Source organism: Streptomyces flavofungini (assembly GCF_014650815.1).
Taxonomy (GTDB): Bacteria; Actinomycetota; Actinomycetes; order Streptomycetales; family Streptomycetaceae; genus Streptomyces; species Streptomyces flavofungini.
The window spans coordinates 66,208-80,629 of record NZ_BMVR01000022.1 but is presented as its reverse complement, the minus strand read 5'-3'; the positions used below and the strand labels follow the sequence as shown (position 1 = coordinate 80,629).

The window sequence follows — 14,422 nt, the reverse complement described above, 5'->3', positions numbered from 1 at the left end:
AACCGGCAGCCCTGGCGTCGGGGGGTCGTCGCCAGGACCGCCGGAGCCGGTGGGGTGTTACGGGTTGAGGCCCTTGCCCTGCAGCCAGGCCAGCGGGTCGATGTTGGCGCCGCCGCTGGTGTGGACCTCCATGTGGAGGTGCGGCCCGGTGACGTTGCCGGTGGCGCCGACGCGGCCGATGACGTCGCCCGTGGTGACCTTCTGGCCGACGCTGACGCTCATCGAGGACTGGTGGCAGTACCAGATCTCGGTGCCGTCCTCCAGCTCCAGGACCGTGCGGTAGCCGTACGACCCCGACCAGCCGGCCGACTTGATGGTGCCGGTGTGCACGGCCTTGAGCGGCGTGCCGGTGGGGGCGGCGAAGTCCAGGCCGGTGTGCTGGCCGGAGGACCACATGGAGCCGGAGTCACCGAAGTGCGAGGTGAGGGTGTACGAGGAGGTGGGCAGCGAGAACGCCTTGGCGAGCTTGGCGAGGCGCTCCGCCTCGGCCTTCTTGCGCGCGGCCGCTTCCTTCTTGCGCTTCTCCTCGGCGGCCTTGGCCTTCGCGGCTGCCTTCGCCTTGTCCTGCTGGGCCTTGGCCTGCTCGGCGGCCTTCCGCACGGCGGCGTCCTCGGCCGCGCTGCGCTGGGCGTCCTCGGCCTGGTGCTGCTGGTTCTCGGCCTGCTGCATGATGCGGGCGCGCAGGGCCTCGCCCGCGCCGGTGGTGCCCCGCTCCGCGTCGGCGCCGGTGACGCCCGCGGAGCTGAGGGGCGCGGCGGCCGCGGCGGTGGTCGTCTCGGCACCGTCGTCGGAGCCGTCGGATATCAGGGAGCCCACGCCCGGCAGGGACTTGGCCTCCGGGAGCTGGTCGGTGACCGCCGACATGTCCGGCATGGCGATGGAGACCGGCGGCTTGCCGCCCTGCGCGGTGGCGATGCCGCCCGCGCCCACGGCCGCGATGACGCCGACGCCGAGGACGGTGGAGCTGCGCGCGAGCCCGCCGCCGCCCTTCTTGTGGACCCGGTGCCGGCCGCGCACGGGGCGGATGGACTCCGCGGTGGGGTTCCACTCCTCCCACGGCTCCTCGGGGGCGTACCCGCCGAACCCCGTGGAACCGGAGGGACCTTGCGGTCCCTCTTCGGAGTCGTCGTTCGGTACGTAGAGCGCTTCGGGGGCAGGCCGGTTGGACGCCACTGGGGCGCACTCCTTTCCTTCCTTCTCGCCTACCGGGTTAGCTGACGGGTTCGGAGCAGGAAGGTCTCCTACGGGCGTGGAACGTGCCCGATTCACCCCAATGTGGTGGTTCCCCGGCTCCCTTGCGGGATTAGGCGCGTGCGCACGGAGCCGACTTGAGTGCCGGCTGGGACGACCGCGCTGCGTTATCGAACGTTAATAGACAGCGGTGCCGTATTCCAAGCCGTTCCGACTGATCGTTAACGCTTACGCCACGAACACAAGGGACATCAGCGGCTGGAGTAGGGCGAGTTGAGCGAGCACCATGACGCACCGCAGCGTTCTGGATCTCCACCGCCTGCTGACATCACGTCAGTTGCGCTGCGGAGGGGTGTCCGTCAGTCACCGACCGTCACCGGGCGGCGTACGGCGAGCATCGCCAGGTCGTCCGTGGCGCCGCCCCCGGTGTGCCGCCGCACCTCGTCGACGAGGGTGGCGAGGAGCGCGTCGGGTCCGGCGGGCCCGGGGAAGATCCGGCCGCCGAGCCGGGTGGCGGGGACGTAGAACTCGCCGTCCTCGTCCCGGGCCTCCGAGAGCCCGTCGGTGTAGAGCAGCAGCGTCGACCCCGGCGGGAACGGGCTCTGGTCCGCGCGGTCCGGCCAGGTCCCGAGCTCCCCCATGCCGAGCGGCAGCGCGGGCTCGGTCGGCGCCAGCACGCACAGCCGCCCGTCGGGCCGCAGCAGCAGCGGTTCGGGGTGCCCGCGGTTGATGATCCGTACGGTGCCCTCGTCGCCGCGCGGGATCTCCACCAGGACCGCCGTGGTGAACCCCTCGAAGGCGTCGAGCCCGTCGCGCCGCGTCCCCTCCCGCGCGAGGGCACGCTCCAGGCGCTGCGCCACCGCCTCCAGCGTCGCCTCCTGCTCGGCGGCCTCCCGGAACGCCCCGATGACGACGGCCACGGCGGCCACCGCGCCCATCCCCTTCCCCCGCACGTCACCGACGACGAGCCGCACCCCGTGCGGGGTGTCCTGCACCGCGTACAGGTCCCCGCCGATGAACGCGTCGGCCTCCGCCGCCTCGTACCGCGCGGCGATGTCCAGGCCGCCGATGCGCGGGTCGGGCTGCGGGAGGACCGCCCGCTGGGCGGCCTCGGCGATGGACCGGGCGGAGGCGAGGCGGGCGTCGCCGCGGCGGACGACCCGGTTGATGACGACGGCCAGGACGCCGACGGTCAGCATGGTCAGGAACTCGGTGATGACCTGCACGTCGGCGCGGTTGCCCTGTTGGTTCAGGCGCAGGGCGAGTACGGCGGCGCAGGACACGGCGGCGGTCGCGACGGTGGTGCGCAGCCGGAAGAACGGGGCGGTGATCAGGGGAGCGGCGGCGAACAGCGGGGACGCGCTGAACTCGGGCGGCGTGAGCATGTCGAAGCAGATCCCGGCGACGAGGAGGAGCGGGGGCAGGACCCGGACGAGGGCGCGCTCGTGGGGGAGGGTGCGGGTGGTGCCGCCGGGGGCGACGGTCGCACGGGGGCGGCCCGCGCGGCCGGGGCGCCGGGCACCGGACTCGCGGCCGCCGGGCGCACCGTCCCGCCCCCCACCACGCACAGCGACCACCACCACTCCACTCCACCGCGATCCGCGCCGCGTCGGCCTGTCCAGGCTTCCCGCAGCGGGGCGCCGGGGCGACCTGATGTGGGCCGAGTGGGTGAGCCGTGCGGTGGGGCGGGGCCGCGCCCGGACGTGCGGGGCCGAGCGGGCCGGCCGCCGCACGCCCCGGGCGCGCACACGTCAGGCGGCGTCACCCCCGAGCACCGGCACCGGGGCCGCGAGCCGACCCGACCGGCCCAGCGAGCGCAGCGCCCACGCGCAGCCGACGCCGAGCGCCGCGAGGACCAGCCACGGCACCGCGGGCAGCCCCCGGCTCTCCCCCACGTCGAGCAGCGCGCCCATCGCGAGGTTCCCCGCGGTGATGCCGATGCCGCAGACCGTGTTGTAGAGGCCGTAGTGCGTGGCCACCCACCGCTCCCGCGCGAGCGAGACGACGGTGTCCATCTCGAACGGGTAGAGCACGGCGTTCGCGGCGGCCAGCGCCGCCGCGCACAGCAGCAGCGCCGCGACGCCCGCGTAGCCGGGCCCGCCGAGCGCGGGCGGCAGGAACGCGGCCCCCATCAGGGCGAGCCCCGCCACCAGACACTGCTCCCGCGTCCAGGTGCGCTTGCACCAGTCGGTGATCCGCAACTGCCCGACGAGCGCGACGAGCCCCGACACCACGAACAGCGCGCCGGTCGCGACCGTGGTCGCCGTGCCCCCGCCGAGCAGCCGCTCCATCTCAAGGGGCAGCGCGAGGTACACCTGGAACGACAGGACGTACGAGCCGGTCATGGCGAGCGAGAACAGCCAGAACGGCCGGTTGCCGAACACGGCCCGCCACTGCCCCTGGGCCGCGCCTTCGGCCCCGGTCGCCGTCTCCCCCCGCCGCCCCGGCAGGCGCAGCACCTGCACCACCGAGAGGAGGGCGAAGAGCACCGCCGCCACCGCGCAGGTGAGCTTGAAGTCCACGCCGGTCAGGGCGAGTCCGACGAGCGGGCCGACCAGGATGCCGGTCTGGTAGAAGACGTTGAACAGCGCGAACGCCTCCACGCGGCGCTCCGGCGGGCCCGCCTCGGCGGCGACGTACGCGCGTACCGCCGGATTGAACAGCGCCCCCGCGAGCCCGGTCGCCGCCGACGCGGCGATGAGCACCGGCAGGGTCTGCGCGAAGGCGAGCGCGGCGAAGCCGCCCGTGCGCAGGGCGCACCCGGCGACGATCATCGGCTTGTACCCGAGCCGGTCGGCGAGCGCGCCGCCGACCAGGAACATCCCCTGCTGGGAGAGGTTCCGCACGCCGAGCACCAGGCCCACTGCCCAGGCGGCGAGCCCGAGTTGGCCGGAGAGGTGGGCCGCGAGGTACGGCATCAGCATGTAGAAGCCGAGGTTGATGCTGAACTGGTTGACGAAGAGGAGCTGCACGGCGGGCTCGAAGGTGCGTGCGCGGGCCCAGACCTGGGTCACTGGACGGCGCCTTCGCCGTGGGCGGGCACGGGTTCGCGTACGTCCGGTCGCGCGGGGGCGGATCGGCCCGCGTCCCGTGCCTCACCCCGTACGTCCCGCCGCGGAGCCGTCGCGCGCCGCCCGGCCCGCCACCTGCTCCACGCCACCACCCCGTCCCCGGGGCCCGGCACCTCCCGGGGCTCGTCCGGGATGGCGTCGGGGCGGCCGAGGAGCCCGTGCGCGTCGCAGTACTCGTCGTTGAACACCGTGTCGAAGTACCGCTGCGGCCCGTCCGGGAAGACCGCCGCGATCCGCGTCCCGCGCGGCCGCGTACGGGCGAGCCACGCGGAGACCAGCGCGACCGCGCCCACGCTCCAGCCGCCCGAGGCGAACTGCCGCCCGGCGAGCCGCCGGGCGCTGCGCACGGCCTCGGCGGGACCGACCCAGTGGACCTCGTCGAAGGCGGCGTGGTCGACGTTGCCGGGGTGGATGGACGAGCCGAGTCCGCGCATCAGGCGGGGCCCGGCGGCGAGCCCGAAGATGGTGGAGGCGACGCTGTCCACGCCGACGAGTTCGAGGCCTGGCAGGGCGTGCGCGCGCAGGGTCCGGGCGATCCCGGCGGAGTGTCCACCGGTCCCGACGGCGCACACCAGCACGTCGAACTGCCCGATCTGCCGGACGAGTTCGTCGGCGAGCGGCCGGTACGCGGCCTGGTTCTCGGGGTTGTGGTACTGGTTCGGGCACCAGGCGCCCGCGAACTCAGGGCGCTCCATCAGCGTGGCGACCCGCTCGACCCGGGCCTGCTGCCAGCCGCCCACGGGTCCGGGTTCGCGGACGAGGTGGACGCGGGCGCCGTGCGCCGTCAGCATCCGCTCGACGATGGGTTCGAGGCCGGGGTCGGTGACGATGTGCACGGGGTGGCCGTAGTGCACGCCCGCGAGAGCGAGACCGAGGCCGAGGGTGCCGGACGTCGACTCGACGATGGGCGCGCCGGGCCGCAACTCACCGCGGGCGCGGGCGCGTTCGACCATGTGGAGGGCGGCCCGGTCCTTGATGCCGCCGAAGTTGAAGCCTTCGAGCTTGGCCCAGTAGCCGCGGCCGCCCTCGGGCGTGGGTTCGTCGATCCAGAGCACGGGCGTGTTGCCCACGGCGGCGGCCGCGGGCAGAAGGTTGCCGATCATGCGGGGGTGTCCTTCGGTGCTTCGGTACGTGGATGGGGGGTGGCGTGGGAGTTCCACGCGGGAACTCCGGAGCACCCTCAGTTCCGGTCCACTCCGATGGCGAGGAGGAGCCGCTGGCCCGATGGCGGACAGCAGGGCCCGGCGCGGGGCGGCGCGCACCGGGTGACGCCGGACGCGGAGTCCGCCGCGGGGTCACCGCCCAGGGCGCCCTTGCCGGTCTTCTCGCCCTTGCCGCCCGCCCCGTCCGGCCGCTCCCGGTCGGCGGGCTGCGCGGCGAGCGCCGCGGGGTGCCCCGTACCGGCGTGCTCGCTGTGGTCGGGGCCCGGGCAGACGTGGTGGACGGGCGGGGCGGCGGTGACCGCGGTCGCGGCGGCGAGCCCGTGCGGCCCGTGGCACACACCGGCGAACAGCGCACAGGTGGTCAGCAGCACCACCGAGAGCACATACCGCACCCGACTCATAGTGACCACAAAGCTACGCACGGCACATGAGTCAACGCAAAGGCCGACGCCGACAACGGCGTGAAACAACGCCACGTACAGCCGAAATGCAGTCGCCGGGGCGGGGAGCCGGGAACGCCGGAGAACGCCGGAGAACGCCGAGGAACACTGACGCACACCGACGCACACCGAAAACACCGAAGGCCCGGAATCGATGAACGATTCCGGGCCTTCGGTTTCAGTAGCGGGGACAGGATTTGAACCTGCGACCTCTGGGTTATGAGCCCAGCGAGCTACCGAGCTGCTCCACCCCGCGTCGGTGAACCCAACAGTACGCCATGCGACGTGCGGAAAGCGAACCGGTGACGAATGCCCCCCTCGGCGGAGCCCCGCGGGCGTCCCGGGCGGCCCCCGCCCTCACGTGTTCTCGGCGTGCGTCAGCGTCTCCCAGGCCACGAACAGGTCGTCCGTCCCCTCGGGCCGCTGCCGCGCGGTGAGGCGCCGCGTCTCGGGCAGGTCGAGGCCGAGGCGTCCGTGCAGATGGTTGAGGGCGACCTCGGTGTCGGGCCCCATGTCGCGCTGGACCCTGCCGCCGCAGAGCCAGCCGGGCACGGCGGCGCCGAGCTGGTAGCGGGAGTGAAACTCCAGGGCGGCCCTGAGCCGGTCCTTGGCCTCGCCGTACAGGTCGACGCCCTGGTGCCAGGCGGTCTCGGCGATGTGCGCGGTGGCGGCGAGGGAGTAGCTGGCGTGCTTGAAGTTGCGGCAGGTCTCCTGGGAGAGGCCGTCGGCGAAGGTCTTCTGCCCGAACCAGTACTTCTCCAGCTGCGGCTCGGTGGTGATGCCGCTGCCTTCCGGCGACACGGGGAGCGGTCCGTCGGACTTCAGGTAGAAGTAGGCGGGGACGCGGGTGCGGAAGTGGTGCACGGCGCGCTCGAACGCCTCGTGGTCGTCGAGGAAGACGGCCATGCCGATGGTGGCGTCGGCCATGACGAGGTCCCAGTTTCCGTTGAAGTCGGCGGAGCCGTCGCGGACTTGGGGCAGATAGGCGTTGCGGAGCATCCGCTCGAAGCGCAGCAGCTCGCCGTCGGTCCACCCGTCGTAGGTGTAGCGCACGGCCTCGGCGGCACGGGCCCACGAGGTGGCGGCCCAGGCGGTCTGGAGTCCGGCGTTGGCCTCCGTGTGCCTGGTCAGCACGCGCGACCAGGCGTCCATGATCTGCACGGCCTTCGCGGCGTGGGCGCGGTCGCCGGTGATGTTGTAGAGCAGCGCGTGCGTGTACGCGGCGAGCGCGTCCTCCCGCTCCTCGACGCACCCCTGCCCGGGGCGGAGGTCGGGTGGACAGGCGACGACGGGGTACGGCTTGGCCGTGTAGCCGTTCGCCGCGTACTTGCTGGCCCGCATCTGCTCGTACGCCGTGAACCAGGGCTCCTGCCGCGCGGCGACGTGGGCGCGGACGCGGTCGAGCTGCTTCTTGCTGACGAGGACGCCGGGGTGGGAGAACGGCAGGTCGGCGGCGCGGGCTCGGCGTACGCCGTCGTCCTTGTCGTCGCTCCCGCCGCAGGCGGCGGTGGCGAGGCCCAGGGTGAGGGCCAGCGCCGCCGCGAGCAGTACCCGCACGCCACGGCCCCTGCGATCCGCTGCCGCCATCCCGCACCTCCGTATCGGGTCGCGCCCCTGGCAGCGTGCCGTGGGGCGGGCGGGAGCGCAGGGGCTGATGGGCCACGCGGGGCACGCGTCCCCCGATCGGCCCTGTGGGCGTGCCCCGGCCGGGTGAGGGTCCTCGACTGCACTGGACGGCCGCGGCGAGCGCCACGACTGGCCCCCCGATCTCCCCCGACGCGGCGGACCCTGCCCTGGGTATCAGGTCTCCGGCGGCGGCTACTTCGGTGAGCAGTGCCTCGCGGCCAAGAGCGGGTGGTGGGAGTTCACGTTCCGGGCGATGACGGCGAGGCCGACTCCGTCTCCGGCGGCCAGTCCTGGCGCCAGAGCCCGCGGCCCACGATGTGCTGGATCTCCCGCACGAACTCCCGGCGTGCCTGCTCCGAGACATGGCCACGCACCACGAGCCAGGTGAATCGCCCCTGGCTCTCCACCGGGATCGCGACCCTGCCGCCCGGCAGCCAGTCCACGAACTCCATGTCGAAGACCGCCTGCGGCTCACTCGACTCGCCCGGATCACATCGCTGCGTGTCGTCGTCTGCCATTCCAGCCCCTCATGGCCACGCTCTTCACGGTGGGTTCCGACTGCGCCCCCCAGGCGGCGGATCACCGACTGTGCCACACCGGCTACCCGGCGGCCAGAGTGACTCGCCACGCACCGGCGCACGGCGCTAGCCCGGCGGGCCCTCGCTCCGCGCACGCCTGCGCGCGAACGTCTCCGCGATGTCGGCCAGTTGCCGCCGCTCGGCGTCGGACATCTCCTCGATCTGCGCGGCGAGCACCCGCGTCGTGCGGTCCTCGCTCCACACGTACGAGGTCATGCCGAGGAACTGCGCCGCCGCGGCCTCCTGCAGCACCCGCAGCGGCAGTTCGAGGCCCACGGCCAGGGCGCGCAGCAGCGCCGGGGGCGGGGCATCGGTCGGCCGCCCCTTCTCCACCTTGGCGATCCAGCCGAAGCGGGCCTGCTCACCGGCCTCCGGATCGACGGACCGCGCCTCCAGCTCGCGCAGGCTGATGCCCAGCTCGGCCCGGCGCTCGCGCACGAGGTCGTTGAAGTCCGTCCGGCCCTGCTCACCCATGGAGCTCATCCTGCCTGCTTGTCGGCCCGCCCATGCCTGCGCGGCGAACCGCGGCTACGCCGGCCCCCGCGGGCCAGGGGGCGAATCCCCAAAGCCGTGTGCGTTTACATAGACATCCTGTATACGAGAAGTACTCACCTGGGGAGCAGTCAACGCCGACGAAAAGAGGCGCCGATGCCGTGGGCACAGTTCGATGCGCGGTTCCCGTGGAACTGGAGGGTGCGGTTCCTTTCCGACGGGGCGTTCCGCCTCTACGTCTGCGCGATCTGCTGGTCGGAGGGGAACCTCGGCAACGGTGTCATCACCGCCGCGGAGCTCAGATGCGTGGTCGACGCACGGGCGCCGCGCCGGCACGCCGAGGAACTCGTCGCGGCCGAACTCTTCGAGGAGCTCCCCGGCGTCGGCTGGCGCATCCACGACGGCCGCGGCTGAGGGGACCGGATCGCCACGACTGACCGGGACCGGATCGCCACAACTGCCCAGGGCCGGATCGCCGCGTCCGACCAGGGACGACGTCAGCGACCGCCGGTGTCAGGGGCCGTGTCAGGCCCGTGACAGCCGCATGACAGGCCCCCCGGGCACCTTGGCGGACATGAACACTTCGGCAATCGCGGTCTCGGGACTGCGCAAGGCATACGGCGACAAGGTCGTGCTCGACGGCATCGACTTCGATGTTCCGGCGGGGTCGGTGTACTCGCTGCTCGGTCCCAACGGGGCGGGCAAGACGACGACGGTGAACATTCTGGCGACGCTGATGACGGCGGACGCGGGCCTGGTGCAGGTCGCCGGGCACGACGTGGTGACCGGGACGAAGGGGGTGCGGTCGGCGATCGGGGTGACCGGTCAGTTCGCCGCCGTGGACGAGTTGCTGTCAGGCCGGGAGAACCTGCAGATGATGGCGGACCTGAAGCGCGTGCGCTCCGGGGACAAGGTGATCTCGGGTCTCCTGGAGCGGTTCGACCTGGTGGAGTCGGCGCAGAAGCTGGTGTCGACGTACTCCGGAGGCATGCGCCGCAAGCTGGACCTGGCGATGACGCTGGTCGGCAACCCGGAGATCATCTTCCTGGACGAGCCGACGACGGGCCTCGACCCGCGCAGCAGGCGCACGATGTGGCAGATCGTCCGCGACCTGGTGGCCGACGGCACCACCATCTTCCTCACCACCCAGTACCTGGACGAGGCCGACGAACTCGCCGACCGCATCGCGGTCCTGAGCGACGGCAGGATCGCCGCCGAGGGGACCTCCGACGAGCTGAAGCGGCTCATCCCCGGCGGGCACGTGCGCCTGCGGTTCACCGACCCGGCCGCGTACCGGCACGCCGCCTCCGCCCTGCGCGAGGAGGCCGCCAAGGACGACGAGACGCTGTCGCTGCGCATCCCGAGCGACGGCACCCAGCGCGAGCTGCGCTCCATCCTCGACTGGCTGGACTCGGTCGACATCGAGGCGGACGAGCTGACCGTGCACACCCCCGACCTCGACGACGTCTTCCTCTCTCTGACCGAGCGCACCACCGGCACCACCGGCACCACTGTCAGCCACAGCAACAGCCAGGAGGCGATCGCAAAGTGAGTACCGCATCGACAGCGTTGGCCGACTCGGCGATCATGCTGCGCCGCAACATCAAGCACACCCTGCGGAACCCGATCACGGTGTTCAACGCGATCCTCTTCCCGATCGTGATGATGCTGCTGTTCGTCAAGGTCCTCGGCGGCGGCTTCGACGTCGACGTCCCCTACATCGACTACGCGACGCCGGGCCTGCTCGTGATGACGATCAGCTACGGCCTCGGGGCCACCTCCACGGCCGTGAACGACGACATGACCAAGGGCATCATCAACCGGTTCAAGACGATGGACGTCTCCCGCGGCGCGATGCTGACCGGACACGTCGTCGTGACCACGGTGCGCTGCCTGGTGGCCTGCGCGGCCATCATCGGGGTGGCCTTCGCGATGGGCTTCGACCCGGGCGCGAGCGCCGTCGAATGGCTCGGCGTGGCCGGTGTCATCGCGCTGGTCAGCTTCGCGGCCGCCTGGCTCACTGTCGCACTCGGCCTGGCGGCGAAGTCCCCGGAGGCGGCGGGCATGGCCACCGTGCCGCTGATCATGCTGCCGTTCCTGAGCAGCGCGTTCGTCCCCTCGGACACGATGGGCACCGGCGTGCGGCAGTTCGTGGAGTACCAGCCCTTCACCCCGATCATCGAGTCGCTGCGCGGGCTGCTCGCGGGCAACCCGTCGAGCGGCGACACGTTCGCGGCCCTCGCCTGGAGCGTCGGCATCGCCGTCCTCGGGTACGCCTGGGCGGTCTCCTCGTTCAAGAAGCGAGCGTGACCCCGGCCAGCTCGGACCAGCCGGTCCGCGTCCCCTCCCGAGCCGCCTCGGCGAACCGCGTGTCGCCGAGGCGGCTCCGCGCCGTCCGCTCGATCCGGACCGCGTCCGGGTGCGAGCGGTCCTTGATCCCGAGCACGCCCTCACCGGCCGCGAGCAGCCGTACGGCCTGCTCGGTCTCGTCACGGCGCAGCGCCAGGTCCGCGACCCCGACGAGCACCCGCGCGATCACCGGCGCGTGCCCCGCCTCGGCGGCCGCCGCGCAGGCGGCGGCGCGGTGCTCCCGGGCCTCGGCGAGGTCGTCGGTGAGATACCCGAGGAGGTCGTACTTCATCGCGCGGATGTTGGCCCGCTCCGCTTCGTCGCCCAGCAGGTCCCACGCGACGCCGAGTTGCTTGCGCGCCTCCTCGGAGTCGCCGCCCCAGCGGGCGAGTTCGGCCTTGGAGAAGGCCAGTACGGCCAGCGCGCCCGGCCAGGTGACCCGCTCCGCCCAGCGCTCCGCCTCGGCGAGGGCCGCCGCGGCGGCTTCCGCGTCGCCGAGGAGCCAGTACAGCTGCGCCTGCGCCGACCGCATCGGGATGACGTCCTCGGTCGCGCCGACCTCGGTGATCGCCTCGATCGCCCGCTCGTAGTGCTCGCACGCCTCCGCCAACTCGCCGCGTACGGCGATCCGGGCCGCCAGCTCCGTCTCGGCGAACGAGATCCCGAACCGCTCACCGAGCGCCCGGAACTCGGCGACCGCCCGCACCAGACACGCGTCCGCCTCCTGCCCGTCCGCCCCGTCCCGGCCGAGCATGATCCGCATCTTGCCCAGGTGCAGCCGGGCGAGCGCCCGCGCCCACGGGTCCTCGTCACCGAGCAGCGGTTCGAACGCCGACACGACCTCGTCCGGCTCCCGCAGCATGTGTTCCAGCGGGGCGACGAAGTTGATCAGCGGGTGGTGGTGCCTGCCGCGCCGACTGAACTCGTACGCCTTGTGGATCCACTCCGCGGCCCGGTGCTCGTCCCCCGGACCGGAGGTCACGAACAGCACGACCAGGGCGTACACCGTGGCCCGTACGTCGTCGGTCACCTCGCCGGGCGTCTCGGTGGCCGCGGTGATCAGCTCGAAGCCCTCGGTCCGGTGCCCGCTCAGCCACCAGTACCAGCCCGCGCCCGCCGCCAGCCGCATCGCCGCCTGCGCCTCGCCCGCCGCGAGCGCGCCGCGCATCGCCGCACCGATGTTGTCGTGCTCGGCGTCCAGCGCGGCGAGCCACTCCAGTTGCTCGGCGCGGCGCAGGTGCGGTTCCGCGGTCTCGGCGAGCTCGGCGAAGTGGGCCAGGTGCGCGTGCCGGGCGAGGTCCGCCTCCCCCGCCTCGGCGAGGCGCTGGCCCGCGTACTCCTTGATCGTGCCGATCATCCGGTAGCGGGGGGCGTCGTCGCCTTCGGCGCGGAGGAGGGACTTCTCGGTGAGGGTGGTGAGGAGTTCGAGGACCTGGTCGGGGTGGACCAGGGCAGGTGCGCCGGGCGGGGCGTCCGGGTCATCGGTGCGGCCCGCGCCGCCGGTGCCGCGCACCTCGCGTGCGTCGGCTACGTCGCCCACGTACCCCGCACAGACCTGTTCCGCTCCCTCCAGGCTCGCCCCGCCGGAGAACACCGACAGCCTGCGCAGCACCATCCGCTCGGCTTCGCTGAGCAGCTCCCAGCTCCAGTCGACCATCGCGCGCAGCGTCCTGTGCCGGGGAAGGGCGGTCCGGCTGCCGCTGGTCAGCAGGCGGAACCGGTCGTCGAGCCGGTGGGCGAGCTGGTCGAAGGACATCGTGCGCAGGCGGGCCGCGGCCAGCTCGATGGCCAGCGGCATCCCGTCCAGGGCCCGGCACACGCGCACCATCGTCGCCAGGGTGTGGCCGTCGACCGTGAGACCCCGGCGTACGGCCCCGGCCCGGTCGCGCAGCAGTTGGACGGCGGGGGACGACGCGATCTCGTCCCGGCCCACGCCCCCGTCCGGCAGGGCCAGCGGCTCGACCTGCCACAGGGCCTCGCCGGTGATGCCGAGGGGTTCCCGGCTGGTCGCCAGGATCCGCAGCCGACGGCACTCCCCGAGCAGCCGGTGGGCGAACACCGCGGCGGACTCGATCACGTGCTCGCAGTTGTCCAGGACCAGCAGCGCGTCCCGCTCCCGGATCGCGGCGATGAGCCGGTCCGTCGGCTCGGCGTTCGGGGCCCCGCCGAACAGGGCGTCCCGCAGGCCGAGCCCGGCGAGCGTCGCCTGCGCCACGTCGCCGTCCGGCCCGATGGCGGCGAGCTCCACCAGCCAGGCCCCGTCCGGCAGGTCGTCGAGCAGGGTGCGCGCGGTCTCGGTGGCCAGCCGGGTCTTGCCCGAGCCGCCGGGCCCGATGAGGGTGGTGAGCCGGTGCTCGGCGACGAGTTCGCGTACGGCCGCGATGTCGGCGCCCTTGCCCACGAAGCTGGTGAGCTCGGCGCGCAGGTTGGTCCGGCGGGGCTGGTCCGACGGGGCCTCGCCTGGCCCGGCTGGCCTCGATGCACCTGATGCACCCAATGCCTCTGACGCCCCCGGTGCCACCGATGCCACCGCAGCCCCCACTGTCGCCGACAGCCCTGACGACCCAGATGACCCTGCTGACCCCGATACCCCTGACGGACCCACCCACCCCGAGCGCCCCGCCCCCATCGATCCCACCGACCCCACCGACCCCACCGACCCCACCGACCGCCCCAACTCACCCCGCAACAGCGCGACATGCAACGCGGCCAGCTCCGCCGAAGGGTCGACGCCGAGCGCATCGGCAAGGGCTTCCCGCGTACGCTCGTACGCCACCAACGCCTCACTGTCACGACCGGCCGCGACCAGCGCACGCATCAACGCGGCGACGAGCCGCTCCCGCAGCGGATGCGCGGCGACCAGATCGCTCAGCTCGGTGACCAGCTCGGCCCCGCCCCCGAGAGCGACCTCAGCCTCGACCCGCTCCTCCGTGGCGCCCAGCCGCAACCCTTCAAGCCGAACGACAGCGGCATCGAAGGCGGCACTGCCCTGCAACCCCACGTCCTGCATGGCGGCCCCACGCCACAACGCAAGCCCCTCCCGCAGCACCCGCACCCGCCGGGCCCGGTCCTCACCACGGCCCTGCCCCGCCGCAACCGACCGCTCGAACCGCACAGCATCGACATCACCGGGCTCGACCGCCAGCCGATACCCGTCCGTCCGCCCCTCGACGACCCCACCAGGCAGTGCCTTCCGCAGCCGCGAGACCAACCGCTGCAAGGCGTTCGTAGCGTCAGCGGGCGGACGCTCCCCCCAGATCCAGTCCACGAGCGCAGCCTTCGGAACGGCCTGCCCCGGCTTGAGCGCGAGCGCGACCAGCAGCGCACGCAACCGCGCCCCCGGCACGTCGGCCAACCCGCCGTCGTCCGTACGCACTTCGAATGGCCCCAACATCCCGATCTGCACGCGCTGAGTTTGCCACGCGCGTCCGGCGACGCCCCGAGCCCCGTAACACCGCAGGCCACCCCACGAACAGAGCAGCGCCCGAGCCCACCGAAGTGGACCGGACGCT

General features: G+C 73.0%; 12 protein-coding genes, 1 tRNA gene and 1 riboswitch. Of the genes, 3 read left to right on the top strand and 10 right to left on the bottom strand.

Annotated features, from left to right (window positions below; all coding sequences use genetic code 11):
* Positions 1-57: 57 nt before the first annotated feature.
* The 9 genes from IE274_RS36690 to IE274_RS36650 all read right to left on the bottom strand — a co-directional run bounded on the left by IE274_RS36690 (position 58) and on the right by IE274_RS36650 (position 8,543).
* Positions 58-1,173: a M23 family metallopeptidase gene (locus IE274_RS36690; protein ID WP_190120268.1), complete on the bottom strand. Its 1,116-nt coding sequence runs from the start codon at positions 1,171-1,173 to the stop codon at positions 58-60.
* 11 nt (positions 1,174-1,184) lie between these two features.
* Positions 1,185-1,320: riboswitch (cyclic di-AMP (ydaO/yuaA leader) on the bottom strand.
* Positions 1,321-1,550: 230 nt separating this feature from the next.
* Positions 1,551-2,759: a PP2C family protein-serine/threonine phosphatase gene (locus IE274_RS36685; protein WP_190120288.1), complete on the bottom strand. Its 1,209-nt coding sequence runs from the start codon at positions 2,757-2,759 to the stop codon at positions 1,551-1,553.
* Between the two features lie 183 nt (positions 2,760-2,942).
* Positions 2,943-4,205, bottom strand: coding sequence for an MFS transporter (locus tag IE274_RS36680; protein WP_190120267.1), 1,263 nt, complete (start codon positions 4,203-4,205; stop codon positions 2,943-2,945).
* Complete coding sequence (locus IE274_RS36675) at positions 4,202-5,365, bottom strand: PLP-dependent cysteine synthase family protein (RefSeq protein ID WP_190120266.1); 1,164 nt, start codon at positions 5,363-5,365, stop codon at positions 4,202-4,204. Before IE274_RS36675 ends, IE274_RS36680 begins: the two co-directional genes overlap by 4 nt.
* A gap of 77 nt (positions 5,366-5,442) precedes the next feature.
* Positions 5,443-5,826 carry a hypothetical protein gene (locus IE274_RS36670; RefSeq protein ID WP_190120265.1) on the bottom strand — a complete coding sequence of 128 codons (384 nt, stop codon included), beginning with the start codon at positions 5,824-5,826 and terminating at the stop codon, positions 5,443-5,445.
* Between the two features lie 221 nt (positions 5,827-6,047).
* Positions 6,048-6,121, bottom strand: a tRNA-Met gene (locus IE274_RS36665).
* Positions 6,122-6,222: 101 nt separating this feature from the next.
* Positions 6,223-7,452 (bottom strand): alginate lyase family protein, encoded by a 1,230-nt coding sequence (locus tag IE274_RS36660; RefSeq protein WP_190120264.1) that lies wholly within the window; start codon positions 7,450-7,452, stop codon positions 6,223-6,225.
* 278 nt (positions 7,453-7,730) lie between these two features.
* Complete coding sequence (locus tag IE274_RS36655; RefSeq protein ID WP_190120263.1) at positions 7,731-8,009, bottom strand: hypothetical protein; 279 nt, start codon at positions 8,007-8,009, stop codon at positions 7,731-7,733.
* A gap of 126 nt (positions 8,010-8,135) precedes the next feature.
* Positions 8,136-8,543: an XRE family transcriptional regulator gene (locus tag IE274_RS36650; protein WP_229910049.1), complete on the bottom strand. Its 408-nt coding sequence runs from the start codon at positions 8,541-8,543 to the stop codon at positions 8,136-8,138.
* A gap of 174 nt (positions 8,544-8,717) precedes the next feature.
* Between IE274_RS36650 and IE274_RS36645 the strand changes: the two genes are divergently transcribed.
* From IE274_RS36645 to IE274_RS36635, 3 genes are all read left to right on the top strand, one after another.
* Entirely contained in the window at positions 8,718-8,975 is a 258-nt protein-coding gene (locus tag IE274_RS36645) for a hypothetical protein (RefSeq protein WP_190120261.1), read from the top strand.
* A 160-nt stretch (positions 8,976-9,135) separates the two neighbouring features.
* Complete coding sequence (locus IE274_RS36640) at positions 9,136-10,113, top strand: ATP-binding cassette domain-containing protein (RefSeq protein WP_190120260.1); 978 nt, start codon at positions 9,136-9,138, stop codon at positions 10,111-10,113.
* Complete coding sequence (locus IE274_RS36635; RefSeq protein ID WP_198897939.1) at positions 10,110-10,871, top strand: ABC transporter permease; 762 nt, start codon at positions 10,110-10,112, stop codon at positions 10,869-10,871. The genes IE274_RS36640 and IE274_RS36635 overlap by 4 nt, the downstream gene beginning before the upstream one ends.
* On the opposite strand, the gene IE274_RS36630 is transcribed toward IE274_RS36635, so the two are convergent.
* The gene (locus IE274_RS36630) at positions 10,855-14,316 is read right to left on the bottom strand and encodes an AfsR/SARP family transcriptional regulator (protein WP_229910048.1); all 3,462 of its coding nucleotides are present in this window, start codon (positions 14,314-14,316) and stop codon (positions 10,855-10,857) included. The two genes, IE274_RS36635 and IE274_RS36630, sit on opposite strands and share 17 nt — an antisense overlap.
* Positions 14,317-14,422 lie beyond the last annotated feature (106 nt).